20 protein-coding genes are annotated in these 25656 nt (G+C 63.8%); 13 read left to right on the top strand and 7 right to left on the bottom strand.

The window, feature by feature from the left end; genetic code table 11:
- Positions 1-273 precede the first annotated feature (273 nt).
- From FKV68_RS11460 to FKV68_RS11450, 3 genes are all read left to right on the top strand, one after another.
- Positions 274-2553 (top strand): hypothetical protein, encoded by a 2280-nt coding sequence (locus tag FKV68_RS11460; protein WP_180937970.1) that lies wholly within the window; start codon positions 274-276, stop codon positions 2551-2553.
- Between the two features lie 253 nt (positions 2554-2806).
- Positions 2807-5428 carry a mechanosensitive ion channel family protein gene (locus FKV68_RS11455; protein ID WP_425347579.1) on the top strand — a complete coding sequence of 874 codons (2622 nt, stop codon included), beginning with the start codon at positions 2807-2809 and terminating at the stop codon, positions 5426-5428.
- A 403-nt stretch (positions 5429-5831) separates the two neighbouring features.
- Complete coding sequence (locus tag FKV68_RS11450; RefSeq protein WP_180941466.1) at positions 5832-6287, top strand: DUF4168 domain-containing protein; 456 nt, start codon at positions 5832-5834, stop codon at positions 6285-6287.
- 98 nt (positions 6288-6385) lie between these two features.
- Here FKV68_RS11450 and ppk2 read toward each other — a convergent pair whose 3' ends face one another.
- Positions 6386-7306 (bottom strand): polyphosphate kinase 2, encoded by a 921-nt coding sequence (gene ppk2, locus FKV68_RS11445; protein ID WP_180937969.1) that lies wholly within the window; start codon positions 7304-7306, stop codon positions 6386-6388.
- Positions 7307-7641: 335 nt separating this feature from the next.
- Between ppk2 and FKV68_RS11440 the strand changes: the two genes are divergently transcribed.
- A complete protein-coding gene (locus tag FKV68_RS11440) occupies positions 7642-8268 on the top strand; it encodes a hypothetical protein (RefSeq protein WP_180937968.1) in 627 nt (208 codons plus the stop codon).
- 70 nt (positions 8269-8338) lie between these two features.
- Here FKV68_RS11440 and FKV68_RS11435 read toward each other — a convergent pair whose 3' ends face one another.
- Complete coding sequence (locus FKV68_RS11435; RefSeq protein WP_180937967.1) at positions 8339-9247, bottom strand: helix-turn-helix domain-containing protein; 909 nt, start codon at positions 9245-9247, stop codon at positions 8339-8341.
- A 308-nt stretch (positions 9248-9555) separates the two neighbouring features.
- Between FKV68_RS11435 and FKV68_RS11430 the strand changes: the two genes are divergently transcribed.
- Genes FKV68_RS11430 through FKV68_RS11420 form a run of 3 tightly spaced genes read left to right on the top strand, consistent with a single transcriptional unit; the run spans position 9556 to position 13309 of the window.
- Positions 9556-10119: a (2Fe-2S)-binding protein gene (locus FKV68_RS11430; RefSeq protein WP_180937966.1), complete on the top strand. Its 564-nt coding sequence runs from the start codon at positions 9556-9558 to the stop codon at positions 10117-10119.
- A 2-nt stretch (positions 10120-10121) separates the two neighbouring features.
- Positions 10122-11099, top strand: a complete 978-nt coding sequence (locus FKV68_RS11425; RefSeq protein WP_180937965.1) for an FAD binding domain-containing protein — start codon at positions 10122-10124, stop codon at positions 11097-11099.
- On the top strand, positions 11096-13309 hold the full coding sequence (locus FKV68_RS11420) for a xanthine dehydrogenase family protein molybdopterin-binding subunit (protein WP_180937964.1): 2214 nt from the start codon (positions 11096-11098) through the stop codon (positions 13307-13309). The genes FKV68_RS11425 and FKV68_RS11420 overlap by 4 nt, the downstream gene beginning before the upstream one ends.
- A gap of 419 nt (positions 13310-13728) precedes the next feature.
- Here FKV68_RS11420 and FKV68_RS11415 read toward each other — a convergent pair whose 3' ends face one another.
- Positions 13729-14931: an adenylate/guanylate cyclase domain-containing protein gene (locus FKV68_RS11415; protein ID WP_180937963.1), complete on the bottom strand. Its 1203-nt coding sequence runs from the start codon at positions 14929-14931 to the stop codon at positions 13729-13731.
- A 177-nt stretch (positions 14932-15108) separates the two neighbouring features.
- On the opposite strand from FKV68_RS11415, the gene FKV68_RS11410 reads away from it, so the two are divergent.
- The 3 genes from FKV68_RS11410 to FKV68_RS11400 all read left to right on the top strand — a co-directional run bounded on the left by FKV68_RS11410 (position 15109) and on the right by FKV68_RS11400 (position 19290).
- Positions 15109-15708, top strand: coding sequence for a YdeI/OmpD-associated family protein (locus FKV68_RS11410; RefSeq protein WP_180937962.1), 600 nt, complete (start codon positions 15109-15111; stop codon positions 15706-15708).
- Between the two features lie 70 nt (positions 15709-15778).
- Positions 15779-16933 carry a transporter substrate-binding domain-containing protein gene (locus FKV68_RS11405; protein ID WP_180937961.1) on the top strand — a complete coding sequence of 385 codons (1155 nt, stop codon included), beginning with the start codon at positions 15779-15781 and terminating at the stop codon, positions 16931-16933.
- Positions 16934-17142: 209 nt separating this feature from the next.
- A complete protein-coding gene (locus tag FKV68_RS11400; protein WP_180937960.1) occupies positions 17143-19290 on the top strand; it encodes a CHASE2 domain-containing protein in 2148 nt (715 codons plus the stop codon).
- Positions 19291-19310: 20 nt separating this feature from the next.
- Here FKV68_RS11400 and FKV68_RS11395 read toward each other — a convergent pair whose 3' ends face one another.
- On the bottom strand, positions 19311-20252 hold the full coding sequence (locus FKV68_RS11395; RefSeq protein ID WP_180937959.1) for a FecR family protein: 942 nt from the start codon (positions 20250-20252) through the stop codon (positions 19311-19313).
- 455 nt (positions 20253-20707) lie between these two features.
- Here FKV68_RS11395 and FKV68_RS11390 point away from each other — a divergent pair, with 455 nt between their 5' ends.
- Complete coding sequence (locus FKV68_RS11390) at positions 20708-20971, top strand: hypothetical protein (protein WP_180937958.1); 264 nt, start codon at positions 20708-20710, stop codon at positions 20969-20971.
- A gap of 133 nt (positions 20972-21104) precedes the next feature.
- On the opposite strand, the gene FKV68_RS11385 is transcribed toward FKV68_RS11390, so the two are convergent.
- The 3 genes from FKV68_RS11385 to FKV68_RS11375 all read right to left on the bottom strand — a co-directional run bounded on the left by FKV68_RS11385 (position 21105) and on the right by FKV68_RS11375 (position 23485).
- Positions 21105-21524, bottom strand: a complete 420-nt coding sequence (locus FKV68_RS11385; protein WP_180937957.1) for a CBS domain-containing protein — start codon at positions 21522-21524, stop codon at positions 21105-21107.
- A gap of 125 nt (positions 21525-21649) precedes the next feature.
- Positions 21650-22309: a dihydrofolate reductase family protein gene (locus FKV68_RS11380; protein WP_180937956.1), complete on the bottom strand. Its 660-nt coding sequence runs from the start codon at positions 22307-22309 to the stop codon at positions 21650-21652.
- A gap of 126 nt (positions 22310-22435) precedes the next feature.
- Positions 22436-23485 carry a GlxA family transcriptional regulator gene (locus FKV68_RS11375; protein WP_180937955.1) on the bottom strand — a complete coding sequence of 350 codons (1050 nt, stop codon included), beginning with the start codon at positions 23483-23485 and terminating at the stop codon, positions 22436-22438.
- Between the two features lie 169 nt (positions 23486-23654).
- Here FKV68_RS11375 and FKV68_RS11370 point away from each other — a divergent pair, with 169 nt between their 5' ends.
- The gene (locus tag FKV68_RS11370) at positions 23655-24734 is read left to right on the top strand and encodes a class I SAM-dependent methyltransferase (protein WP_180937954.1); all 1080 of its coding nucleotides are present in this window, start codon (positions 23655-23657) and stop codon (positions 24732-24734) included.
- A 164-nt stretch (positions 24735-24898) separates the two neighbouring features.
- Positions 24899-25462, top strand: a complete 564-nt coding sequence (locus FKV68_RS11365; RefSeq protein WP_180937953.1) for a DinB family protein — start codon at positions 24899-24901, stop codon at positions 25460-25462.
- The last annotated feature ends 194 nt before the right edge of the window (positions 25463-25656 follow it).

The raw sequence follows: 25656 nt of genomic DNA, 5'->3' as shown, positions 1-25656 counted from the left end.
AGACTTGCATTTCATAGCGTTAATGCGGGTGAATTCTGTGGCGGCCCCAAAAAAAGCGGCCCGACTTTACTGATGCTTTACGCTACGGAAAGATGCACGCGTAAAGAGGCCTCTTTACTCCCTATGATTGCGCAACCAATTGACAGTGCAACCGCTTTGGTTTAAGCCAGAACCAGTTCCCGAAATCTGAAATACCTTCCTTGCAGCGAGTTGCGTTTAGTCCCTCGAAACTGAACAGCCGCGCCTTTGCGCCCGTCCGCCCAGGAGTGTTTCATGGTTCTGCCGCTTCCGCCCATCGTGCATGGGCCGATCACGACCTTCTCCCCCTCGGTGCGGGTTACGGGCGTTCTCGCCGATGCGACGGTCGAACTGCTGGCCGACGGCAGCCCGATCGGAAAATCCGTCGCCGGATCGAACGGCACGCTTTGGGTAACAATCGTCGACAGACCGAATGTCGGACAGTCGGTCACGGCCGTGCAGACGACGACGGACGGCAGCAGTGCGCCTTCGCCACAGGGCGTGCCGGTCATCGACCTGCCGAACCCTCTGCCGTCGCCCGTCTTCGTTTCGCCGCTTACGACCGCCATGTCCGCTGTGCGGCTGAGTGGCCTCGTGCCCGGTGCGTCGATTACGATAAGCAACAACGGCACGGTCGTCGGGCTTGGCGGCGGCAGCGAGACGACCGCATGGATTCCGATTCTTGCGGGCGCCAGCCTCGATGCCGGAACGCCGCTCATCGCAGAGCAGAGTCTGGCCGGCATCTCCAGCCCCTCCGTCGCCAGTCTTCCGCTCGTGCAACTCGGGCGAGAGGTCGATCTTCCGACGCCGAACGTCGCCCAGCCGGTTACCGCCTGCGAGACCAGCATTGGCGTCTCCGGGGTCACGCCCTCGGCCGACCTCATCGCCGACAACGAGGGCATCGTCACCACCTGGTTCAATCCGGCGGAGGCTTACGCCGCCTGGGGCGCGCTGCAGTTCCGGCAGGGCAAGATGCTGGTCAAGCAGGCGTTTCCGCGCCTCAACAGCGAAAGTGGCACGACCACGGTGCCCGTCGGGCCGCCGGTGACGCCGCCGACGCCGGCGATCCAGTCCGACATCTGCCCGCAGATTGCACAGATAAAGCTTTCAAATCTCGCGCCGGGATCGGTCGTCACGGTTTACACGCGCGCCCCCGATCCGGCCAACCCGGGAACCACCATCGAAACCGCGATCGGAACCGCCGGCGTCAGCGCCTCGAGCGAGCCGTTCAACCTGCCGCCCGGCGTCAACCCTGTCACGTCCGCGGGCCAAGCAGTGCTGTTGACCGCGGCGCAGACCCGTTGCGGGTTGACGAGCGGCAAGGCCACACCCGCAAAATTCGCTGCTGCGGGCGGGCCCTATATGGTGCCGATCCTGGCTGGCCCGCTCTTCGATTGCGCCCGCGTCGTGGTGATGCAGAGCGCTCATCTTGGCTCGCAGGTCGAGGCGCGCTCGGCGGTTACCGGCCTGCCGCTCGGCGATCCGGTATTCGTCGACCAGCCGACGGTATTCTTCAGGACCTGGCTCCCGCTCACCGAGGGCGACAAGGTCTTCATCCGACAATCCGGCTGCAACGCCAACGGCGATTCCGCCGCAGACAAGGTGCATCCTTTGCCCGCTCCGATCCCGGTGCCGGAGATCGGAGCGCCGATCAGGCCCGCCGCGCCGTTCGTCTATGCCCAAGGCTTCCTTCGCGGCGCTCGCGCGCACCTGCTCGTCAACCGCGTGCTTCGCTCCAGCGTCGACACGCAATTTGTGGATGCCTGGATTCCCGCGGGGTCGCCTCCGCTCAAGGAAGAGGATGTGGTCTTCGTCGTGCAGACACTCTGTGCCCATGCCAGCTCGCTCGAAGGACGGGGTGTGCCGGTGACGCGCGGCCATCTGAAGGTCAGCGTCGCGCCCTCGACCGTGCAGCGCGGCACGACCGCCTCGGTTACCGTGACCGCGGTCGACGCCGATACCGGCGGCGCGGTCTCGGGCGCGCAGGTACTGCTTGACGGCAAGGTCGTCGGCGGCACCGGCACGGCCTTTTCCTTCTCGCCGAAGGCCGGCCAGCCCAACCCGGCCGGAGCGGTCAAATCGCCGGTCCAATACTTCGACGCGCCGTTCTCGATCAGCCTGACCGACCCGCCGCCGCCGATGGGCAAGCTCCATTTGAATGTCGGCCCGGGCGCACCGATCCCGCAGAAGGTCGTGCTCGCCGGCGCGACCTGGACGGTCACGCCCCAATGGCTGACCGGCCAGTCGTTTACCGCCAACGGCGCGAATGCGACGATCGCGCTGCCGGTGCCGCCGGCCGGAAGTCAGGCCAAGGTCACGGTCAGCCTCGCCACGACATGGGCCGTGGCCGGCGAGATCAACGGCGCGGTATTCCCGCCTCAGAGCTTTGCCGGACTGATGAGCCCCAATCCGACAATACTGAACTGGACCGGCAGCGATCTCACCGCCGGCTGGTGGGCGCTGGTGTCGGTCAGCGAGGACGAGGACGGCAATGCCCGCCTCAATGTCGTTGCGACCTTCCAGGGGGTGCAGTAGCGGAGCGGTTTGCGCCTTCGCGAACGAGGGCGCGCGGCTTGATTCAGCAAAAAAACACTTAGATAGCTTCCGGCACGCATTTTTTTGCCGTGTTACGCATGCAAAAGCGGATCTCCACGCGGCGCGATGGAGAGGGAACCGCCACGGGCAGCCCACGTTATCGGCTTTTCGGTTGATTCAAGTCGAAATCATCGTGATCTAGTGCTCGACGTGATTCCGTGTCCTCATTCCGGGGCTTCGAAGGATATCGAATTTGCATTTCGTTGGAAAATTGACCGCCGTTACGCTTGTTGTCCTGACCGGAGCCATGGCGCTCACCGGCAGCGGGCCCGCGAGCGCCCAGCAGGCGCCGGCCCAGCAAGCCCCCCAGGCGGCGCAGCCAGCCCAGCCGGCGCCACAAGCAACACAGCCGGCCCCGGCGCCGGCGCAGCAGCCGCAACAGACCCAGCCAGCGCAGCCGGCCCCGCCGGCGCAGGCGGCCGTCGAGTCACCGGTCCTGGACCAGGCGACGCAGCAGCTTGCCAAGGCTGAAGGCGATCTCAGGCGGCTCGCCGGGCGTGTCGAGAGCGCCAAGGACGACGATGCGCTGCTTGCCGAACTCAAGGTGCAGGTGGACGAGCTTTCGCAGCAGATCATCGCTGCGTCGGTCGCGACCCGCCCGCGGCTCGATGAAATCAAGGCGAGGCTCACCGAGCTCGGCGATCCGCCCGGCGCGGGTGCGCCACCGGAGCAAGCGATCGTCACCGAGGAGAGGCAGCACTTGCTCGCGGAGCGCGGGGCGATAAATGCGTTCACGGGAACGGCGGAGAACCTTTCGGTCGAGGCGCGCAAGCTCGCGAACGGCATCACGGCGACAAGGCGGGCGCTCTTCTCCAACACGCTGCTGAAGCACACGGAAATCTCGGCAGAGACACTCGCCGTGGCGGTGACGACGACGATCGGCGAGACCCAGGCGTTGTCGCGCAGCGTCGGCAGTTGGCTGACCTTTGCCTGGAACTACAAGCGCGTGCCGCTCCTCATCGCGATTTTTCTCTCGCTCTGTGCGGCGTTGATCTTTCTTGCCGGTAGTCGCCGTCTCTTCGCGCCCTTCCTCCGGCACAATGGCGACGAGGAGGAGCCGAACTATTTCAGGAAGCTTTCGGTCGCCTTCTGGTCCACGGTAATCCCGACAGTATCGGCAACCGCATTCGCAATGTCGAGCTACTTTTTCCTCAATAGCTTCAATGTGTTGCGGCCGGATATTGCGCCGATCCTGGCGATCACGCTGGCGGTCGTCGTCGTGCTGCTCTTCATCACCAGCCTGGCTCAGGCCGTCCTGTCTCCCAGCCAATCGAATTGGCGTCTCGTGCGCGTTTCCGATCGCGGCGCCCGTATGCTGTTCATTTCGATCTGCGCGATGGCGGTGGTCAACGTCCTCGATTACCTCGCCGGAAGCATCAGCGAGTCCCTCGGGTCGCCGGTCATCCTGACCGTCGCCAAGAGCTTCGTGGCCTCGATCATCATCGGCCTGATCCTGATGTCGATGGCCTGGATCCGGCCGATGTTGCGGCCGGATGAGCCCTTCGGTGCGCCGGGCCGGTCCTGGCCGCGCATCGTCTGGATTTCGCTTCTCCTCATGGGGGCGCTCCTTGTCGCCATCGCGCTCGGCGGATACGTCGGCCTTGCCCGCTTCATCGCCACCCAGATCATCGTCACCGGCGCGATCCTGGTGACGATGTATATCGGCATTCTCACCGGCAGGTCGGTCTCCAAGCAGGGCGCCTTCGCAGAAACCAGGGCAGGGCGCTATCTCGAACGGCGCTTCCAGTTGGAGCAGGTGGGGCTCGACCAGATCGGGCTTGCCTCGGGCCTCGGCATTTATGCGCTGGTGCTGTTGTTCTTCGTGCCGCTGATCCTCATGCAATGGGGCTTCAAGATCGCCGACATCGAGTCGTGGACCTATCGCGTACTGACCGAGATCAGGATTGGTACGATTACCATCTCGCTCGTAGGCCTGCTTGCCGGCCTCCTGTTCTTCGCGCTCGGCTTTGTCGTCACGCGCTGGGTGCAGCGCTGGATCGACGGCAATGTGATGGCGCGCAGCCGCGTCGATGCGGGCGTGCGCAACTCGATCCGCACCGGCATCGGCTATGTCGGCGTCGGACTTGCCGGGCTCATCGGGCTGTCGGCGGCGGGCATCGACCTCTCGAGCCTTGCGCTCGTCGCCGGTGCTCTCTCCCTCGGCGTCGGTTTTGGCTTGCAGAACATCGTCTCGAACTTCGTCTCGGGCCTGATCCTGCTCGTCGAACGGCCATTCAAGGTGGGCGACTGGATCGTCAGCGGCACGACCGAAGGCTTCGTCCGGCGCATCTCGGTCCGCGCGACCGAGATCGAGACCTTCCAGCACCAGTCGATCATGATGCCGAATTCGCTGCTCATCAACGCCTCGGTCGGCAACTGGACGCACCGCAACAAGCTCGGCCGTTCGGAAATCACCGTCACCGTCACGTATGCCAGCGATCCGCGCCGGGTGATCGAGCTCCTGCAGGACATCGCCGCCGCCCATCCGATGGTGCTGAAGAACCCGGCGCCCTCGGTCGGCTTCACCGCCTTCGGGGACGAGCGCATGACTTTCGAACTGCGCATCTATGTTGCCGACGTGCTGACGGCGGGCAATGTGCGCAACGATATCCGCATCACGATCTACGAGCGCTTCCGCGACGAGGGCATCGGCTCGCCATTCCCGCTGAAGATCGAGGATACGACGCCGGAAGAGGAGGCGCCGGCCGAGGCGGAGCCCTCGCTTGGGGCAGAGCCAGAGCCTCCCGCCGAAGCAGAAGAGGCGCCGGAAACCGCGCCGCGCAGCATCGCCAAGCGCGGATCCCGCGGTGGGTGAGGAGCGGCCGACGGTTGCGAACCACTGGAACGGCGCGCACGGCCGGGGCAGGGTCACCAATAGGTCCTCAGCTCTGTGGCCGGAGGTGTGTATTGCGGATGTGCACGCTGTGCTTGTGCGCCGCATGCGTCGATCACCACAAAGCTGCCGCTCAATGGTCAGCAAATCGCCCCGGTACCGCCCCATCGAGCACTCTTAACCGGTTCATCCTGACCAGCTCGTCATCGCGTTGACGCGAGGAACGAGCGACGGCTGCATGGGTCCTGAAGTCGTATCCGACTTTGAGGACAAGGCCATGCAGCGATTCAAGTGTTGCAGCGACCTTTATGCGTCTGGGAAGACGCGCGGCGCTGTCAGGCGGTACTGCTGCCGATCAAGTCATGCACTTTACAGAGGAATGAACATGATCACTCGTTATAAAGCCGTTGCAACGTTGACCGCTGCGGTCTTCGGCATGATGACCTACAGCCCGGCGTTCGCGTTGGAAGTGGCTCAAGCGCAACAGACGCAGCCGCAACAGACGCAGCCGATGCAAGGCCAGCCTGATAGCGGCGGTGCGGCCGTAAGCGATCAGAAGATCGAGGCCTTTGCCGTTGCCTATCTGCAAGTCGACAAGGTCCGGCAGGAATATTCGGCCAAGATCGAAGCGACCCCGGATCAGGCCGCCAAGGAGAAGCTGAAGAACGAAGCCAGCCAGCAGATGGTCCAGGCCGTTGAAGCTTCAAACGGGATATCCGTCGAGGAATATACGTCGATTCTGACGGCCGCGCAGAACGACCCGGCCTTGGCCAAGAAGGTTCAGGAAAAGATCCAGACCTCCGCCCCGGCGCAGCCAAATTCTGCACCGGCACAGCAGTAAGAAAACACGCCGGCACCCCCGACAGGCGTGCCCGCGGGCACACCTTCATAGGTGCTTCAGCGCCCTGCGCGTCCAAAGACGCGCGGGGTCGCAGCCTGTCAATATTTTGACGGAACGTAGAGCTCCGGCGGCAGCACCTTGCGTTCGTAATCGGGATTGAACACACGCTCGGGCAGGGTGATGTCCTCGTGCGGCACGTCCTCGTAGGGGACTTGGTGGAGCAGGTGGTCGATGCAGTTGAGCCGAGCGCGTTTCTTGTCGTTGCCCTCGACGATGTACCACGGCGCTTCCGGGATGTTGGTGCGGGCGAAGGTCTCTTCCTTGGCCTTGGTGTAGGCTTCCCATCGCACCCGCGACTGCAGGTCCATAGGCGAGAGCTTCCACTGCTTCAGCGGGTCGTGGATGCGCACCAGGAACCGCATCTGCTGTTCCTCGTCAGTGATCGAGAACCAATATTTGACGAGCCGAATGCCGGAGCGCACGAGCATGCGCTCGAACTCCGGCACGTCGTGGAAGAATTGTTCGACCTGGTCCTCGGTGGCGAAACCCATGACGCGTTCGACGCCGGAACGGTTGTACCAGGACCGGTCGAAGAGCACGATCTCGCCGCCCGCCGGCAGGTGGGGTACGTAGCGCTGGAAATACCATTGCGTCTTTTCGCGATCGGAAGGGGCCGGCAGCGCCACGACCTTCACGATGCGCGGGTTGAGACGCTGGGTGATACGCTTGATCACGCCGCCCTTGCCGGCGGAGTCACGCCCCTCGAAGATCACGACGACCTTCTCCTTGTGATAGGAGACCCAGTCCTGCAGTTTGATCAGTTCCGCCTGCAGCCTGAGCAGCGTGCGGAAATACTCGAGGCGCGGTATCGAGGCTGGATGTGCCTTGCGGTAGATCTTGCGGATCTCTTCGGAAAGGGCCGGCTCGGAGAGCTCGAGCTCGTAGTCCTCATCGATCGTATCGGCCAGTTCGGCCTCAAGCCAGTCCGGGCGTTCGGTTTCTGTCGTCGACTTGTTCATGTCACCTCTCCGGCGCTCTCCCAATTGCATGTTCCCTTCAATCGTACCCGATCCAAGGATAGAAAATGCGGCAACTCGAAGTACTACAGCGTGCTTTGCGCATCCGCTGAGACGCGCGGCGCTGCAGGGCCGCGGCATGATGCACTTGTGCCGTGTCTTATTCCACAAGCGCATGAAAGTAATTTGAACCGCGGGCGCCGCCTCCGCCGCGCCGGTTCGCCCGCCGCCTGTCGCCAATTTCTTGTGGTGCCTATCACAAGGTTTTGATTTTACTCCCGTCTTTGCCGCCATACGCTCTTGATCGCGGGTTTGAAGCCCACATCAGGGAGGAGACCATGAAACGCGCAGTTGCACTTGTCGCGGCCGCCTTGGCCTGTTCAGTCGTGTCCGTCCATGCGCAGGACACGAGCATGAGCTTCTTCGTCACCAGCGCCAATCCCGGCAAGGGCGGCGATCTCGGCGGCCTTGCCGGGGCGGATGCCTATTGCGCGCAGCTCGCGACGGCCGCCGGTTCGACCGGCAAGACCTGGAAGGCCTATCTTTCGACCGACGCGGAAAACGCCAAGGACCGCATCGGAAACGGTCCGTGGTACAATGCCAAGGGCGAGAAGATCGCCGACGATGTCGCGTCGCTCCATAGCGAGAAGAATAACCTGACCAAGCAGACGGCACTCAACGAGAAGGGCGAGGTCATCAACGGTCGCGGCGATACGCCGAACCGTCACGACATGCTGACCGGCTCGAACCCGGACGGCACGGCCGCGGCCGACACTTGCGGCAACTGGACTATGGGCGCAGCCGAAGGGGCGGCAATGGTCGGCCACAGCGACCGCACGGGCCTCGACGAGTCCGCGCCGGCAAAGTCCTGGAATTCCTCGCACAAGACGCGCGGCGGCTGCACCGTGGAGGCGTTCAAGAGCACGGGCGGCGACGGCCTTTTCTACTGCTTCGCCGCGAACTGAGCAGGGTGCATGTCTACGGCGCCGTGCAACGGTCGCCTGAGAAGGCTGCGTGGTAACCGGCCCCTGCCTGCTACCACCGCCGGCATCGCCGCCATTCGCCCGGGCCCGTCTCGACCATTTTGGCGAAGACCCGGGTGAAGTGGCTCTGGTCGGCGAAGCCGCAGCTGCTGGCGATCTCCGTGATAGACAGGTTCGAGTTCAAGAGCAGGTCCTGGGCGCGCTCGATACGACGTGCCAGCAGCCAGCGATGCGGCGGGGCGCCGGTCGTTTCCTTGAAAGCGCGGGCAAAATGGCTGCGTGAGAGACCGCATTCATGGGCGAGTTCCTCGAGCGCGATGTCGCCGTCGAGATGCGCCATGAGGATCTCCTTGGCGCGTCGCTCCTGCCAGGGCGCGAGGCCACCGCGCTTTGGCCTACGCCCGCCCGGCATATCGCCGTAGGCGCTGCCCAGATGGCCGAGCAGAGCCATGCCGACATGGTCGAGGAAAAGCTGACTGGCCTGCTCGGGTGCCTCAAGTGCCGGCAGCAGGCTGGTTCCGAGACTCCGAACGACGAGGTCGTCGAGGGGAGCGCCCGGCGCAATGCCGATCGTGCTCGTCCGCGAAACGCCGCGTTCCTCGGCGATCCTGTCAAGCGACTGGCGCGAAATATACATCGCCAGGCAGTCGATAGGGTCGGCGAGGACGGAGGAGTGCTCGCAATTCAGGTCCAGAAGCGTGAACTGTCCGCCTCGGATCGGCGCAATCGTGACCGGGCGACCCTCGACCCAGTAGGGGTGGGGCTCAAGATCGAGCAGTTGCAGACAGACAAGATAGCCGTCTTCCCTTTCGATACGGCCCAGGCGCCCGCTTTCTCTCTTCCCCCAGCTGACGCGAGTGGCGGCGAAGTCTGTCCTTTGCAGTCGCTGCACAAGAATGCTCGGCGACGCCTCGGCCCCGACAGCCTCGCCCAACCGCTCGCCATAAGCTCCGCCGGCCATCCGCGAACTCCATGAGGAATTTCCGCTCGAGGTCCGATGCTGTTCTTGTTCTGGGCGCCCCGCAAAAACATAGCACTTTCGTACAAAACGCAGCAATACGGGCGCTGGCGCGCTCAGCATGCCTGCATAAGCTTGGCGCCTGCATTCCCGTAAATCGATTAATCGCCTCAAAGAGCGAACACGTCGTTCCCCAGCAAGGAGTCTGCGTTACCATGTCCGAACTTGACAAACCCGAAAGGGGGGAAGCGCGATTATCGGCCGGAGCAGAGACTGCTGATTGCGCATTTTCCCGACGCGACGTTCTACAAATGGCAGCAGGAGCGGCGACGCTGGCAGTCATTCCATCCGGCGCGGCGCAGGCCGCGTCATCGACCACCGCACCTACAAACCAGGAGGGCACGAGCGTGACGACAGCGCGCATACGACTGACTGTCAACGGGAATTCGCGCGAACTGGAGCTCGATCCGCGCCAGTCGCTGCTCGACGTCCTTCGCGAAACGCTTGACCTCACCGGCACGAAGAAGGGCTGCAACCAGGGCGCCTGTGGTGCCTGCACCATTCTCGTCGATGGCAAGCGGATCAATTCCTGTCTGACGCTCGCCATCATGCATGATGGCGCCGAGATCACGACGATCGAGGGGCTGGCGAAAGGCGACGAGCTTCATCCGCTGCAGGCGGCCTTCATCGAGCACGACGGGCTCCAGTGCGGCTTCTGCACCTCCGGGCAGATCATGTCCGGCGTCGGCTGCATCGCCGAGGGCCACGCCCATTCGCCGGAGGAAATCCGGTTCTGGATGAGCGGCAATATCTGTCGGTGCGGGGCCTATCCGGGCATTGTCGCCGCTGTCGCCGATGCCGCCGGGAGGACCTGAGCATGCTTCCATTCAGTTACGAAAAGGCCAGCAGCGAGCAGGAGGCGATCGCTGCCGCGGCCGCGGGCGCACGCTATATCGCCGGCGGTACGACGCTCATCGATCTCATGCGGGAGGAAGTCGAGCGTCCCGAACGGCTCGTCGACATCAACGCCCTTCCGCTCGGAGACATTCGCGTCGAAGGCTCCGATCTCGTCATCGGCGCGCTTGCCCGAATGACGGAGATCGCCGCCCATCCCGACACCTTGCGTCTGCAGCCGCTTGTCGCCGAATCCTTGATCGAAGGCGCATCGCCGCAATTGCGCAACGTCGCCTCGATCGGTGGAAACCTCTTGCAGCGCGTCCGCTGTCCTTATTTCCGCATGCTCGATGCGCCATGCAACAAGCGCGAGCCGGGCTCGGGCTGCTCCGCGATCGATGGGCTCAACGGCGGGCACGCCATACTCGGCGTCAGTGACCATTGCATCGCCACCCACCCGTCGGACGTTGCGGTGGCGCTGATCGCGCTCGACGCGACGATGCGCGTGCGCGGGCCGGAAGGCGAGCGCACCTTTCCCGTCGAGGACCTCTTCCGGCTGCCTGGCGATACGCCGCATCTCGAACACACGCTCGAGGCGGGCGAACTGATCCTGGACGTGCGCGTCCCCAGCGGTCCCCACAGCCGTCGCGCACGATACCTCAAGGTGCGTGACCGCGAGTCGTACGAGTTCGCATTGGTGTCTGCCGCCGTTGCCATGGAAACGGACGGCGGCGTGATCCGCTCGGTGCGGATCGCCTGCGGCGGGGTCGGGACCCGCCCGTGGCGGATGCGCGCCTCGGAGGCGGAACTGATCGGCAAGGAGCCGTCCCGCCCGGTCTTCGAGGCGGCTGCGCGGCTGGCGGCGGACGGCGCACGGCCGGCTACCGGCAATCACTACAAGGTCGAACTCCTGCAGCGGACGATCGTCCGTACGCTCGAAATGGTCGGAGAAATGGCATGACGAACGTCATCGGACAACCGCTTCCTCGCATCGACGGCCGCGCCAAGGTAACCGGCGGCGCGCGCTATGCGGCCGATTTCAACCAGAAGGGCCAGGCCTATGCGGTGATCGTCAGCGCCACGGCCGGTCTTGGCCGCATCACAGAGATCGGCGCGGACGCCGTCTCCGGCATGCCGGGCGTAATCGCGGTCATCAGCCACCTCAATGCACCGCGGCTTGCCTATGGCGAGCACAAGGGAGTGATCGATCCCGCCACCGGTGAGCGCCTGCATGTGCTGCAGGACGATCAGGTGCGGTTCTGGGGTCAGCCGGTGGCGATCGTGGTTGCCGACACGCTCGATCATGCCGAACGCGCCGCCGCGGCACTTAAGGTCGCTTACGCTGCCGAGCGGCCCGTCGTCGATCCGACGGGTCTGCTCGCCAGCGCCGTCATTCCGGAAACTATGAGGCGGGGTGGCGACGCCGCGCGGGGCGATGCGGACGCCGCGCTTGAGAGCGCGGAGGTGAAAGTCGACGAGAGCTACGACATCGCCCGGGAAAACCACAATCCGATGGAGCCGCACGCGACCATCGCGGTTTGGGACGGCGACCGCCTGACGCTCTGGAGCAAGAGCCAGTTTGTCATCAACGAACAGGCGGAGATCGCCGCGATCTTCGGCCTGCCGGTGGAGAATGTGCAGGTGATCTGTCCCTTCGTCGGCGGCGCCTTTGGCACGAGCCTCAGGACCTGGCCGCATGTCACGCTCGCGGCCATCGCGGCGCGTGAGGTGGGGCGGCCGGTCAAGCTGGTGCTGACCCGCAAGCAGATGTTCTACATCACCGGCCACCGTCCGCGCACGCTACAGCGCATCGCGCTCGGGGCCGCGAAAGACGGCAAGCTCAAGAGCCTGATCCATGAGGGGGTCGGAGAGACGAGCCGCTACGAGGAGTTCATCGAGGCGCTGACCTCCGTCTCCGGTTTCCTCTACTCCTGCCCCGATGTGCGCACCCGCTATCGCCTTGTGAAGCTGGACACCGGCACCCCCACCTATATGCGCGGCCCGGGTGAGGCGAGTGGCGTCTTCGCGCTCGAATGCGCCATGGACGAGCTTTCCTACAAGCTCGGGCTCGACCCGATCGAACTGCGCCGCCTGAACGAGCCCGAGATCGACGAGGCCGCAGGCAAGCCGTTTTCGAGCCGGTCGCTGATGACGTGCTACGATGCCGGTGCCGAACGTTTCGGCTGGTCGAAACGGGATCCGAAACCGCGCTCGATGCGCGATGGGCGGCTGCTGATCGGCATGGGTGTCGCGTCCGCCAGCTATCCGGCGTTTCACGCTCCGTCGAGCGCGCTCGCGCGCCTCCTTCCCGACGGCACCGCCGAAATCGAGGTGGCGGCGAGCGACATGGGGCCGGGGACCTATACGTCGATGACGCAGGTGGCGGCCGAGACGCTCGGCCTGCCGATCGAGAGCGTCCGCTTCAGCCTCGGCCGCTCGGATTTTCCGCCCGCTCCCTCCCATGGCGGTTCCTGGACGATGGCGTCGGTCGGCTCGGCGATCCGCGCCGCCTGTATCGCGGCGCAGGAGGAGGCCGCAAAGCGCGCCATCGCCGACCAGCGCTCGCCGGTCTTCGGCGCGTCGATCGATGGGGTCATGTGGGAGGAGGGGCGTCTGCGCCGTCGCGGCGATACAGCGTCCGGCCAGGCCTATGGCGACATCGCGGCGAGCGCCGGCGGACCGATCGAGGCGAATGCATCAGCCAGCCGTGATCCCGACATAGCCAGCCGATATTCCATGCATGCCTTCGGTGCTGTCTTTGCCGAGGTGGCCGTCGATCCCGATGTCGGCACCATCCGGGTGCGCCGCGCGCTGGGTACCTATGGGGCAGGCCGCATCGTCAATCCGCGCCTTGCTGCCAGCCAGTGCACCGGCGGCATGGTCGGCGGCATCGGCATGGCGCTGATGGAGCGAACCGTGCTCGACCAGCGCGACGGCCGCCCGGTCAACGCGCATATGGCGGACTATCTCGTGCCCGTGAACCTCGATATCGCGGATATCCAAGCGCATTTCGTAGATGAGGTGGACCCGCACGTCAACGCGCTCGGCGTCAAGGGCCTCGGCGAAATCGCGCTTGTCGGCATGGCGCCCGCCATCGCCAACGCGGTCTTCCACGCGACCGGCATACGCGTGCGCACGCTGCCGATCCGGATTGAGGATATGATCGCCTGATGACAGACGACGCGCGTTCGACCGGTGCGCCGGCCGAACGCCGTCTTGTTGTCCTTTATGCGTCCGATCACAGTCGCGATAGTAGCGACTGCGCGTTGTGGGTTGCGGTACTGCAAGGCTTCTCCTCCCACCCTCATTCCTGTGCCTGTCACAGGAATCCGGCAAGCCCCTACAGCGCCGCGTGCCTTACGCGCAAAGGACGCTGTAGCACTTTGAATTGCTGCATGTTTTTATCCTTAAATCGGCTGCGATTTAAGGAAACATGCAGTCCTTGGGTTGAAGAGACTCTCCCGCGCCGCGGACGCGGCGCTGCCCTCATCCCTGTGACAAGCACAGGGATGAGGGCGAAAAAAGCATCCGCCAAACCCACTACGCTGCCGTCGTGTACTGTGGCGTCTCATAGACGCGCGGCGCTTGCTCTACGGGCGCGCAAACAATTCCCGCGGTTCGCGGACACCCTTCAGGTGGAAGGAGCCGAGCGTCTCGAACCCCGCTCTTTCCGCCGGCGGAAGAAGATCGACGAAGGCTGAGGAGACGAGCACGGACCGATTGGCAACACGGCAAGTCGACGCGATCCGGCAGACCTCGTTGACGGCCGGGCCTATGACGGTGAAATCCAGCCGTTCGTCGCTTCCGACGTTGCCGTAGAAGACTTCACCGACGTGGAGCGCGAGATAGACCGAGGTGATCGCCGTCTCCTGCTCGAGACGTGTCGCGTTGAGCGTGGCGATCCTCTCCTGAAGCTCGGCCTCAGCCTTGAGCGCGGCAAGTGCCGCTTGGCATCGGTCTGCACTGGTGAAGATCGCGAGCGTCCCGTCGCCGACGAGCTTCAGCACGTCGCCTCCGGCTGCGTGAACCGACGAGATCACCGCCTCCGCATAATCGTTCAGCATGGGGATGAGGTCGCTGCTGTGGACCTGCTCGGAAAGAGCCGTGTAATTTGCGATGTCCGAATACCACAGCACCGTGTGGATGCTCTCGACCTTGCCCCTGGCGATCCGGCCTTCCAGCACGCGATGGCCGGCGTCGCGGCCGAGATAGACCTCGACCAGCGATTGGGCGGTCCACTTCAGCGAAACGGCCTTGATGGAAAGCGCCAGCGCCGGCACGAGGCTGCGCAGCGCATGGAGGTCGTCGCTAGAAAAGCCGCCCGGCGCCTTCGTCGACCAACGCGAATAGAGGCTGTCCATCTCGCCGAACGCATCCTTGCCGCTCAGGCGATGGATCAGCGCGAAATAGTCGGTGTGCCCCTCGAGACGAAGGTCGTCCAGGATCGTGAAGCGGGCCTCTCCGGTGTAGTCGAGCGGCAGATGGATTTCTGAGAGCGCATCCTCCAGCATGTGGTTGAAGGGGCTGGCGCTCCACAGACGGGAATTGCGCTCCGACTCGTAGCGCGAAAACTCCCGCTGCCTCGTCGCGTCCGTTTCTTCGGCATTCCAGACGAAGCCGCGCGACTCGAGCACGGGGTGAAGCGTATCGAGAAAGAGTGCTGCCTGGACAAGATCGAGGCCTTGCTCACGGCAGCGCTCGCAAAAACCTTCAAGAAGTCCGGTCTCGTCGAGGCCGAGCAGGCCCTGTGCGACCAGCCAGTCGCTGATCGTGCGGATTTGCAGATCGTCCATCAATTTTCTCCCCGCCTTCCTATGATCTTAGGCTGGAGAAGCCTTCCGCGCCAAGCGCCTGCACTTGCCGCTGCCTCCTCACGTTGCACTTCCGCGCCCGCTGCGTGATGATGGTGGCGCCCGGAATTTGGCGACGGTGGCACGCAACATGGCAGTAGCGAAAAGGCAGGTCAGCTGATGGCACCGGTAACGGTCGATCCGGAAAAGATTCGCGAGTTCGAGGACGCCGAGAGCTTCTACCGCTGGCTGGGCAGCCATCACGACACGGCGGACGAGGTGTGGATCAAGATCCACAAGGCCGGTTCGGGACTCAAGTCGATCACGCCCAAGGAAGCGATCGACGTCGTCCTGTGCTGGGGCTGGATCGATGGCCTGCGCAAGGGGCTCGACGACAGGAGCTTCCTGCAGCGTTACACGCCGCGCGGCAGGAAGAGCACCTGGAGCCAGATCAACGTCGACAATGTCGCCCGGCTGATCGAGGAAGGCCGGATGACTGAGCATGGGGTGAAGCAGGTCGAGGCGGCGAAGGCCGACGGGCGCTGGGAGCGCGCCTATGCGAGCGGCAAGGACATGAAGATCCCGGACGATCTGCAGGCCGCCATCGACGCCGAGCCCAAGGCCAGGGAGATGCTCGCCAAGCTCAGCGAGCAGAACCGCTTCGCGCTCGCCTTCCGCACCCACAACATGAAGACGGAAGCCGGGCGGAAGAAGAAGATCGATGCCTTTGTCGAAATGCTCAAGCGCGGCGAGACGATCTACCCGCAGGGAAGGAGATAACCAGTCCTGTCCCGCATCGGCGCTTGGGGCAGGTAAGGATCGGTCGGATGGGAAGGAAGTGAGGGTGACCATGCACACCTTCAGAAAGCGGCAACTCGCGGGCAGGCGCTTCCCTCGTCTTCTGCCGGCGCTCGTTTTCGGGGCGGTGACGATCATCGCGGTTGCGGTAGCGGCCCAGACCAGTCCTCAGGCACCCGCCAAAGACATGGCGACGGATTTCCCGGATCGCGAGCTTGTCGTCGGCACCAAGGAGGCGCCGCCGTTCTCGATGAAGCAACCGGACGGCAACTGGACGGGCATTTCCATCGAACTTTGGCGGCAGATCGCTCAGGATCGCGGCCTCAAGTTCCGGCTGGTCGAAGAACCATCGGTGCAGAGCCTCGTCGAGGCGACGGCACGGGGCGATTATGACCTGTCTGTCGCGGCGATAACCATCACGCCCGAGCGCGAGCGCAGCGTGGATTTCTCGCAGCCCTTCTACCACACGGGGCTCGGCATCGCGGTCTCGCTGACCCGCGTTTCGATATGGCGCGAAATCATCCGCGCGATGACCTCGCTCGGTTTCCTTCAGGCAGCCGGTGCGCTCATCGGCATCTCGTTTCTGGTCGGGGCTCTGATCTGGTTGTTCGAACGCCGCCACAACGAGGAATTCGGAGGCAGTGCCGCCAAGGGGCTCGGCGCCAGCATCTGGTGGTCCGCCGAGGTGATGACGCAGGCCAGTACCGGTCACCGCGGCCCGAGAACCCTGGCAGGACGCGCGCTCGCCATTATCTGGATGGTCGTCTCGATCATCACCATCGCGGTGTTCACCGCCAGTGTCACCTCGGCGCTCACGACGCGACAGATCCGCGGCGTCGTGAACAATGTCGATGATCTGCCCGGCGTGCGCGTCGGCGCATTGGCGGGATCGGCAACGATTGGATTGCTCGACCGGGACCGTATCGAGCACCGCGACTTCGACCGTGTCGAGGATGGGTCGAACATGCTGGGGTCGGGCTCGATCGACGCCTTTGTCTACGACAAGCCGTTGCTCGCGTGGCTCGTTGCACAGAAGTTTTCGAATGCGGTCGGGGTCCTTGACGTGACATTCGAACCGCAGAGCTACGGCATCGCCATGCCGATCGGCAGCCGCTACCGCAAGGCGACCGATGTGGCGGTACTTGACGCGATCCGCAGCGAAAAATGGAAACAGACTCTCTTCAGCTATCTTGGCGAGAAACGCTGAACGGGCATGAGGCGCCGTAACGCCTTGAATTGCCGCATAATTTATCCGATTCCGATTTGCCGGATTATGCAGTAAGCTTGCGCGCGCTACTGCATGTTTTCCTGAAATCCTAACCGATTTGAGGATACAAACATGCAGCAGTTCAAGGTGCTGCAGCGTCCTTTGTGCGTCCGATAAGGCGCGCGGCGCTGTAGGGGGGCGGTTGCTGCATGACACGTGCGCAGCAGGTGGGCGTCATTATCGGCTTGTCGATTGTAGCGGCTCTGACAATGCTGCGGGCAAGCGATCCGCCGTTGCTGCGGCTCGCCCGAAATCTCACATTCGACGAGTATCAGCGTATCAAGCCGCGCACTTTCGAGAACATGCCGGTACGGATCGTCGACATTGACGAGGCCTCGCTCCGGGAGCTTGGTCAGTGGCCGTGGCCGAGAGACCGCATCGCCGCGCTGGTCGACCGGCTGTCGGAGATGGGGGCGTCGGCCATCGCATTCGACATTCTCTTTGCCGAGCCGGATCGCCTGTCACCGCGCAACGTCGTGCGCGACGTTGGCGGGATCGACCCGTCGCTGCTTCGCCAACTGCCCGACAATGACGAGATCTTCGCCCGGGCGATCGCGGACAGACCCGTCGTGCTGGGCTTCGGCATTTCCAACGAAGGGAACTATCGCCCGCCGGTGAAGGCCGGCTTCGCCTTTACCGGTGAAAGCCCGTTCGGCGCACCTCCACGTCTCGAGGCGGCGACGCCGCTCAGGCCGCAGCTCGAGGCCAATGCCGCCGGTCTTGGCCATATCAGCCTCAATCCCGGCGCGACGTCGACGGTCGTGCGCGCCGTTCCGCTTTTCCTAAGCGACGGCGAACAGTTCTATCCGAACCTTGCGCTCGAAGCGCTGCGCGTCGCGCAGGGGGCCTCCACCTATGTGCTCGCCGCCGCCCCGGACGTGGCGGATACATTGACGGACGCCAAGATCGGCGACTTCATCGTTCCCGTGACCGCGGCCGGCGAACTCTGGCTCTATGTCAGCCCGGATCACGCAGAACGCTACGTCTCCGCAAGGCACGTGCTCGCCCCCGGAGGGGCGCCGCCGGAGGTGAGGGCGGCGATCGAGGGCAGCATCGTGTTTGTCGGCACGTCGGCGGCGGGATTGCAGGACATTCGCACGACCGCCCTCGGGCAGAACGTTCCGGGCGTCTCGCTGCACGCGCAGACGGTTGAGCAGATCCTGTCCGGCCATTTTCTCTCGCGTCCCGACTGGGCTGATGGCCTTGAAATCCTGTCCATTGCAATCGCGGGCACTCTGCTGGTGGTGCTCACCACCTTCGTCAGCCCGGCGGTCGCGCTCGCCTGCGGCCTGGCCATCACTGCGCTTGCCCTCATCGCCTCCTGGCTCGCCTTCCTCTATGGTGGGCTGCTCTTCGATCCGCTGGCCCCGATCGTCAGCGCATCGATCACGCATTTTGCCGCCACGGCGTTCCGCTTCCTAGTGACCGACCGTGAGCGCCGGGCGGTCCGGAGGGCCTTCGGCCAGTATCTTTCACCGTCGCTGCTCTACCGTATCGAGCACACGCGCGATGCGCTGCGCCTCGGCGGCGACGACCGCGAGCTGACGGTGATGTTCGTCGACGTCCGGAATTTCACCGAGATCAGCGAACAGATGGCGCCGACTGCCGTTGTCGGCTTCCTGAACACGCTGCTCGATGCGCTGAGCCGCCACGTCATCGCCAACGAAGGCACGCTCGACAAGTTCATCGGGGACTCGATCATGGCCTTCTGGAACGCCCCAGTCGACGTCGCCGACCACGCGGGCAAGGCCGTTCGCGCCGCGCTCGGCATGCGCGAGACGCTTCTCCGCCTCAATGCCGACGACGCCTTCGGCTTCGGAAAGGAGCAAAACATCGCGATCGGCGTCGGCATTCACACCGGCATCGCCTGTGTCGGCAACATGGGCGCCGAGGCCCACTTCAACTACTCGGCCGTCGGCGATACGGTCAACATCGCGGCTCGGATAGAATCCTCCTGCAAGGATGTTCACTTCGACATTCTGGTGTCCGAGGAGACCGCTCAGGCGCTGCCGGGTCATGCTCTGCTCGAGGCGGGGATGCTGGCGCTCAAGGGAAAGAGCACTCGGACAAAGCTCTTCGCCGTCGTCGGTGATGAAAAACTCGGAGCTTCCACCGAGTTCGCCGAACTCAGATGCCTTCACCTGAAACTTATCGAGGCCCTGCGGTCCCGCGTGCCGAACCGCAAGATCCTGAGCGCGGCGAAGCTCAAGGCGGCGAAGCTGGACGGATTGACGGACTTCTACCGCCGGATTTCCCGCCGGGCCGATCACTTCGTTGATCACGGCAAGACAGGATAGCCGAACGCGCTGTGGAATTGCTAACCGTTGTTGCGGCTGCCCTCTCGCGGTCCGTTCTGCTCCTGACGCGGCTTCTCCGGTTCGCGAGGCTTTTCCGGCTTCTCTGGCCGCGGCGGCTTCTCCGGTTTATCCGGACGGGGCGGTTTTTCCGGTTTATCCGGGCGCGGCGGCTTTTCGGGCTTGTCAGGCTTCGGAGGCGGCTTGTCCGGTTTTGTCGGGGGCTTCTGCGGCTGCGCCTGCTTTTTCTCGGGCCTGATCCGCTCGGGCTGTGTTGGTGGAATTGGGAGCGCGGCACGAATGCTGCAACCACCGCCGACCCAGCCCAGTCCGCCGGAAAGGTGCTGGTTGCCGGAAAGGAACGGCAACGCCCCCTTGTTTCCGAGGGTATCCAGGATGCGGCGGTTTACGCGGGCCGTGTCAGTAACGTTGCCGTTGCGATCGGCGATCACGCAGTCGCAATGCCTTGTCAGTTGTTTGCAGCCGCCAGGGCCGCAGAAACTGGCCTCGCCGTTGAGGAGAACGAGCGCCGTGGTTCCGTCTCCGCCGACATAGAAGTCGAACGCGGTGCCGCGAACGCCGATCGTTCCGGCCGGCGTCAGGATCTCGTAGGCAGTGCTCTTCGACTTTCCGCTGACCCAGCGGAACGTGCCTTTCGTCGCCCTGAGGCTGAGCTTCTGCAAGTTGTTGGAGTCGTCGAAGACGAATTTGTCGATGACGACGGACGAGCCCCAGCCGACGGCCAGTTTGGTGCCGTCGCGGAACACAAATTGTCCCAGCCCGGACTTTGAGGTCAGAATCCGTTCGTCCCGGTAGACCGGGTCTTTGGCCGCCAGCGGACCGCCCGCACCTCTGACTTCAGTCCGGATCCGAACCGCCTCGCCGATCGCTTCAGCGGCCATTGACACCGGACTGTAAAAAATGAAGCCGAGTGCAACGATTGCAGCGCCACGCAAATAGGACATGGCACCCCTCCTGGATCACGGCGACTTTCGATTGAAAAAATCGTAGCCTTTCTGCGTGATCACTCGCTAGAGCGGGAATTTATTGAAATATTTGAGGCATTTATTCTTTAGCCCCGCTCGCAATTTCTTACCTATGTACCATGCGACAGGGCATGGTGTCTCCTAATCCGTTCGGGTTACCAGTCACGCAGGCCGGAACGGAAATCGAAAAGTCTTCGATAAATCAATGGTTTAATGCGAGGTGACTGGCGGTGCGGGTCGGTTCGGCCGGCGCTCCGCCGGCATGCGTTCCGCGCGCCGATCCGGTGTTCAGCAGGCATTCAGCCGACCGGGGATAAAAAGCATGCAATTCGTCTCGCTCCAGTTTAGGCTGGCGCGGGCTGAAGAGGGGGCCGGAGGTCGCGACACGACGCGGTGGCCGGCAGTATAGGGGCGGCGCTCAGCGCCGGCGGGCGATGAAGACAATCCTGATTGCGGTGCTTTCCGGCATTCTTATGACGGGAGCGGCGTTTGCTGCGTCCGTGACGAACAAGGACGGCGACACCGCTGTGCTGGTGGTCGTCGAGGGCGAGAGCCGGATGGACGTTGCGATCGGTTCCGGGGCGACGGAAATGATTTGCCCGAGCGGCTGCTTCGTCACCGCCCCGAGCGGCGACCGTATCGGCCTCCAGGGCGACGAAACAATCGAGATCCTCAACGGCTCCGTCGTCTTCAAATAGCGCGGCCGTCGCACAGGCCAGTGAGCCATGTGCGCCGCGTTTTGCCGTAGGATTAAAGCCGCTTCAGCGTCAATCGCGGCGCGGACACGCCTTGAATGCCATGTCCAAAAGGCGCGTCTGCGTCCCGCGTCTATCAGCTGTGATGGCCGGTGACGGCCTTCAGCAGTTCGCCCGTCATTTCCCGGCTGCTGTTATGGGAAATATCACCAAGCGACAGCATGCCGACCATCCGCTTGTCGTCGTTGATCACCGGCAGGCGCCGAATTTTCTTTTCCTCCATCAGGCGGATAGCGTCCTCGAGAGAATCGCTCGTGCGGCAGAAGACGATCTGGTTCGTCATCACGTCACGCACCGTGAGCGCAGAAACATCGTGACCGTTGGCGAAGGCGCGCAGCGCCATGTCGCGGTCCGTGACCATTCCGATCAAGCGGTCGTTTTCGCCGACGGGCAGGGCGCCGATATCCTCGTCCTTCATGATGTGCGCTACCGTGCGCAGGTCGGTGTCCGGCGAGATCCAACGTACTCCAGAATGCATGGCTTCCGAAATTTGCATCGTAACCTCCCTTGTTCGGCAAAGGTGAAGCATAGCCGGAAATCATGGCCAATCGTTGATATCCGGTGGATTTTCGCCAGGACAGGACCGACCCCAAGATGGTCAAGCGGCTGGCTGCGCTTCGTTCAGGTCAGGTTCCTCCGCCGCTCCAGTTCCGCTTCGGTCGGCTGCTCGAATTCGAACGAGCCGGTGACGACCTCGCCGGCGCGGACGTATTTGTTCACGGTCACGCCGGACCCCGAAACCTTCGAACCGACAAGCTTCAGCGCCATCGGCGAGGCACCGTCACCGAACAGTTTCTTGCCCTTTCCGAGCACGACCGGAAAGATCGACACATACATCTCCTCCACCAGATCGTTACGGAAGAGCGTCTGCAGCAGGTCGGTCGACCCTTGCGTCAGGAGATCCGGCCCGTCCTCGCTCTTCAGCTTCTGGAGCGTGGCGACGACGTCGTTGCCGAGGCTCTGGCTGTTCTGCCAGCCGAGCTTGAAATCCGGATTGCGCGTCGCGACAAATTTGGTGATGCGGTCGAACAATGTGCCGATCGGATCGTCGGCGCCGGCATAGGGCCAATGCGCCGCGAAGATGTCGTAGGTCTTTCGCCCCAGCAGAAGATCGAACGGCTTGGCAAACATCTCGTCCACCGCCGTCCCCATCGTCTCGTCGAAATAGGGGGCGACCCATCCACCAAACTTGAAGCCGCCGACCGGGTCCTCGTGCGGCCCGCCCGGTGCCTGCATGATTCCGTCAAGACTTACAAATGCACCAACGACGATTTTTCTCATTGCCGCTCTCCTTCGTCATCCTCGTTTCCTTGTTTCTGTATCTAGGACGCCCGGCAGCGGACTAGGCCGACATGGTCCCAAAAATTCTTGCGAGCGCACCGTCAGTGGCGGAATTCCGTGAAGCGCCTATTCCTTCCGCTGCGGCCGGGCATAGTCGGGAATCATGAAGCGCCGGCGATAGCTACCCGGCGTCAGCCCGGTGAGGCGCTTGAACAGGCGGCGGAAGAAGGCGGGATCCTCGTAGCCGACTTGCCAGCTGATCTCGTCGACCGGGGCCTCCGTTCGTTCGAGCCGGCGCTTGGCATCCTCGATCCTCAGGCGCTGGACATAGGCGATCGGGCTGAAGCCGGTTGCGCCGGTGAAGCGGCGTTTGAAGGTGCGTTCGGCAAGCCCGGCGCGGCGGACCATCTCCTCCAGCGGGTTGGCGACCGAGAAATGCGTGGCGATCCATTCTTGCGCCGCCCGGATCGCGACGTCGCCGTGGTCGTTTCGTCCTTCGAAGACAATGTAGGGCGCGAGCCCGTCCTGATGCCATTGCAGCGCGAAATAGCGGGCGACGGTCTGCGCTGCCGCCGCTCCGGCGTGGCGGGCGATCAGATAGAGCACCAGATCGTGCCAGGTCATGGAGGCGCCCGACGTGATCAGCTCCTCGCGCTTGCCGGAGACGACCAGCACGCGCTCGGGGTGGATCACCACTTTCGGGAAGGCGTTCCGAAAGGCCTGCGCGTAGCCGAAATGCACCGTCGCATCGACGCCGTCGAAAAGCCCCGTCTCGGCAAGCAGGAAAAGGCCCGAGCAGGCCGAGCACAGGAGCGCGCCGCGGCGATGCATGGCGCTGAGCCAATCGACCAGTTCCGGATGCCGGCCCTTCTGCCAACCGTCCGGCCCGAGCAGGACGGAGGGGACGATGACGATGTCGGTCGTCTCGATGGCGGCGATACCACGCTGTACCATCACAGGCACGCCGCTGGCGAGTTCCAGCGGGCCGGACCACAATCCCACGATCTCGACCCGGAACGGCGGCGCGGAAACCGATGCCTGGCCAGAAGGCGGCACTATGGCGAAGGCGTTCATCACGTCGAAGATGCCGCTCAGCGTCGACACCACCGCCTCGGGGATGGCGACGAGGCTCACGTGAAGCGGGTGCGTTCCGGTCTCGGCGGTGTTGCGCGGCATCTCGAATCCCATCGGACGGGTGGCGCCACGTCGGCAATTGAGTTCTACCGCGACACCGCTTATGGCGCAAATGGCCCGGTTCCGGACAATTCCGCTCTGCCGCGCGGTCACGCCAGATGCGATCCTCCGCCAGTCCTTGAACCTTCAGGTGGATGACAGGAGCGCGAACATGGCAGATGCAGCAAACAACAAGATCGACGAGGCGAAGCTCGATGCGATCGTCTCGCGGGCGATCGGCGACCTTTCGGCGGGTTACGGCGGCGTGATGGTCAGCCTCGGCAACCGTCTCGGCCTCTACAAGGCGATGGCCGGCGCCGGTCCGCTGACCTCGCATGAACTGGCGAACCGGGCGGACTGCGCCGAACGTTACGTGCGTGAATGGCTTGGCTCCCAAGTGGCAGGCGGTTATGTCACGTACCATGCAAGCAGCGGCACGTACGAGCTTTCGCCGGAGCAGGCACTTGTGCTCGCCGACGAAGACAGCCCCGTCTTCATCCCCAATGCCTGGGCGGTCCCTGCATCCATGTGGGCGGACGAGAACAAGGCGGTGGAGGCCTTCCGCACCGGCAGGGGTATTGCCTGGGGTGATCACGACGGGCGGCTTTATTGCGGCGTCGCCGCCTTCTACCGGAACGCCTACAAGGCAAGCCTGGTGGCGGAGTGGCTGCCGGCGCTCGGCAGCGGCATCGAGAAGAAGCTGAGGACCGGCGCCCGTGTGGCCGATGTCGGCTGCGGGCACGGGCATTCGACGGTGCTGATGGCAAAGGCCTTTCCGGCGTCACGCTTCCATGGTTTCGACATCCAGCCGGAATCGATCGTCGAGGCACGCAAGGTCGCGGAAGTAGCGGGCGTTTCGGATCGGATCACCTTTTCGACCGCGCGAGCGGACGACTACCCCGGTGCGGACTATGACCTCATCTGCTTCTTCGACTGCCTGCATGACATGGGCAATCCGGTCGCCGCGGCGGCGCACACGGCAAAGGCGATTGCGGGAGACGGGTCGGTAATGCTGGTGGAACCCTTTGCCAACGACCGGGTCGAAGACAACGTCTCGCCGGTTGCCCGGATCTACTACGCGGCGTCCACGACGATCTGCTGCGCCCATGCGATCTCGGACGGCGGCCATCTTGTGCTCGGCGCCCAGGCCGGCGAGGCACGGCTCGCGGACGTCTTCCGCAAGGCCGGCTTCAGCCGCTTCCGCCGGGCGCTGGAGACGCCATTCAACCTGATCCTCGAGGCGCGGCTGTAAGAGGTGTGAAAGTGCGGGGGTCATGAAGATCGGAGCGTTTCGCCATTCTTGACGAAACGGTGAAACGCTCCGGTCGCCCCCAAAGACGGTGCGGGCGATTTCAGGCAGCACCGTGTAGCGACACGGGCTGGACGCACCATCGCAAAGATCTCACTATACGCGGCATGACTCCTTCTCAGGACCTGATATGCCGGCCCTATCGCCAGCTTGCGCGCAATGCTCGTCTCGCCAATGCGCGGCTTGACCGCGCCTGCATAGCGCTCATCCCCGGCGAATGGGAGGCGCCCCGAACGTCCTTCTTCCCGTCGCTCAAGGAGACGATGGTCCATCTCCTGAATGCCGATCGGTATTATATCGACACGCTGCGTGGCGAACGGCCAGGCCTGGCGAGGCCACCGGGCAGCCGCGCAACGGCGGACGAATTTTCGATCGAACGGGCAGAGGTCGACGAATGGCTGGTCGACTTTAGCGAGAGTCTCACGGCCGAGGGGCTCTTGCGCACGATCAACATTCCCTGGCCGGAAAGAACGCTCACCGGAACTGTCGCCGATACACTGCTTCACGTCTTCATGCACGGCCAACACCACCGCGGTCAGGTCCATTCGATGCTATCGGGAACGAGCGTCCCGCCACCGCAGATCGACGAATTCATTCTCACCGACAACGCCGAGGCGCGCGTCGAAGACCTCAAGGCATTGGGCTGGACCGAGGCCCGGCTGACGCGATAAAGGTGGCTGACGGGCCAGGTGCGGCAAGGCATCTCCCTCCGATCCTCATTCCTGTGACAAGCACAGGGATGAGGGCGGTAAAGAGGCCCCGCCGACCCCCACCGTGTACCGTGGCTTCTGATAGGACGCGCGGCGCAGCGTTGCAGCCCTGGCCGTCTCGCAGCCTTTGCGCTCGGTCCCAAGGCGGCCTATTG

Source organism: Sinorhizobium mexicanum, from assembly GCF_013488225.1.
GTDB lineage: Bacteria > Pseudomonadota > Alphaproteobacteria > Rhizobiales > Rhizobiaceae > Sinorhizobium > Sinorhizobium mexicanum.
Note: the sequence above shows the minus strand (reverse complement) of the source record. Positions and strands in the feature narration are given on the sequence as shown.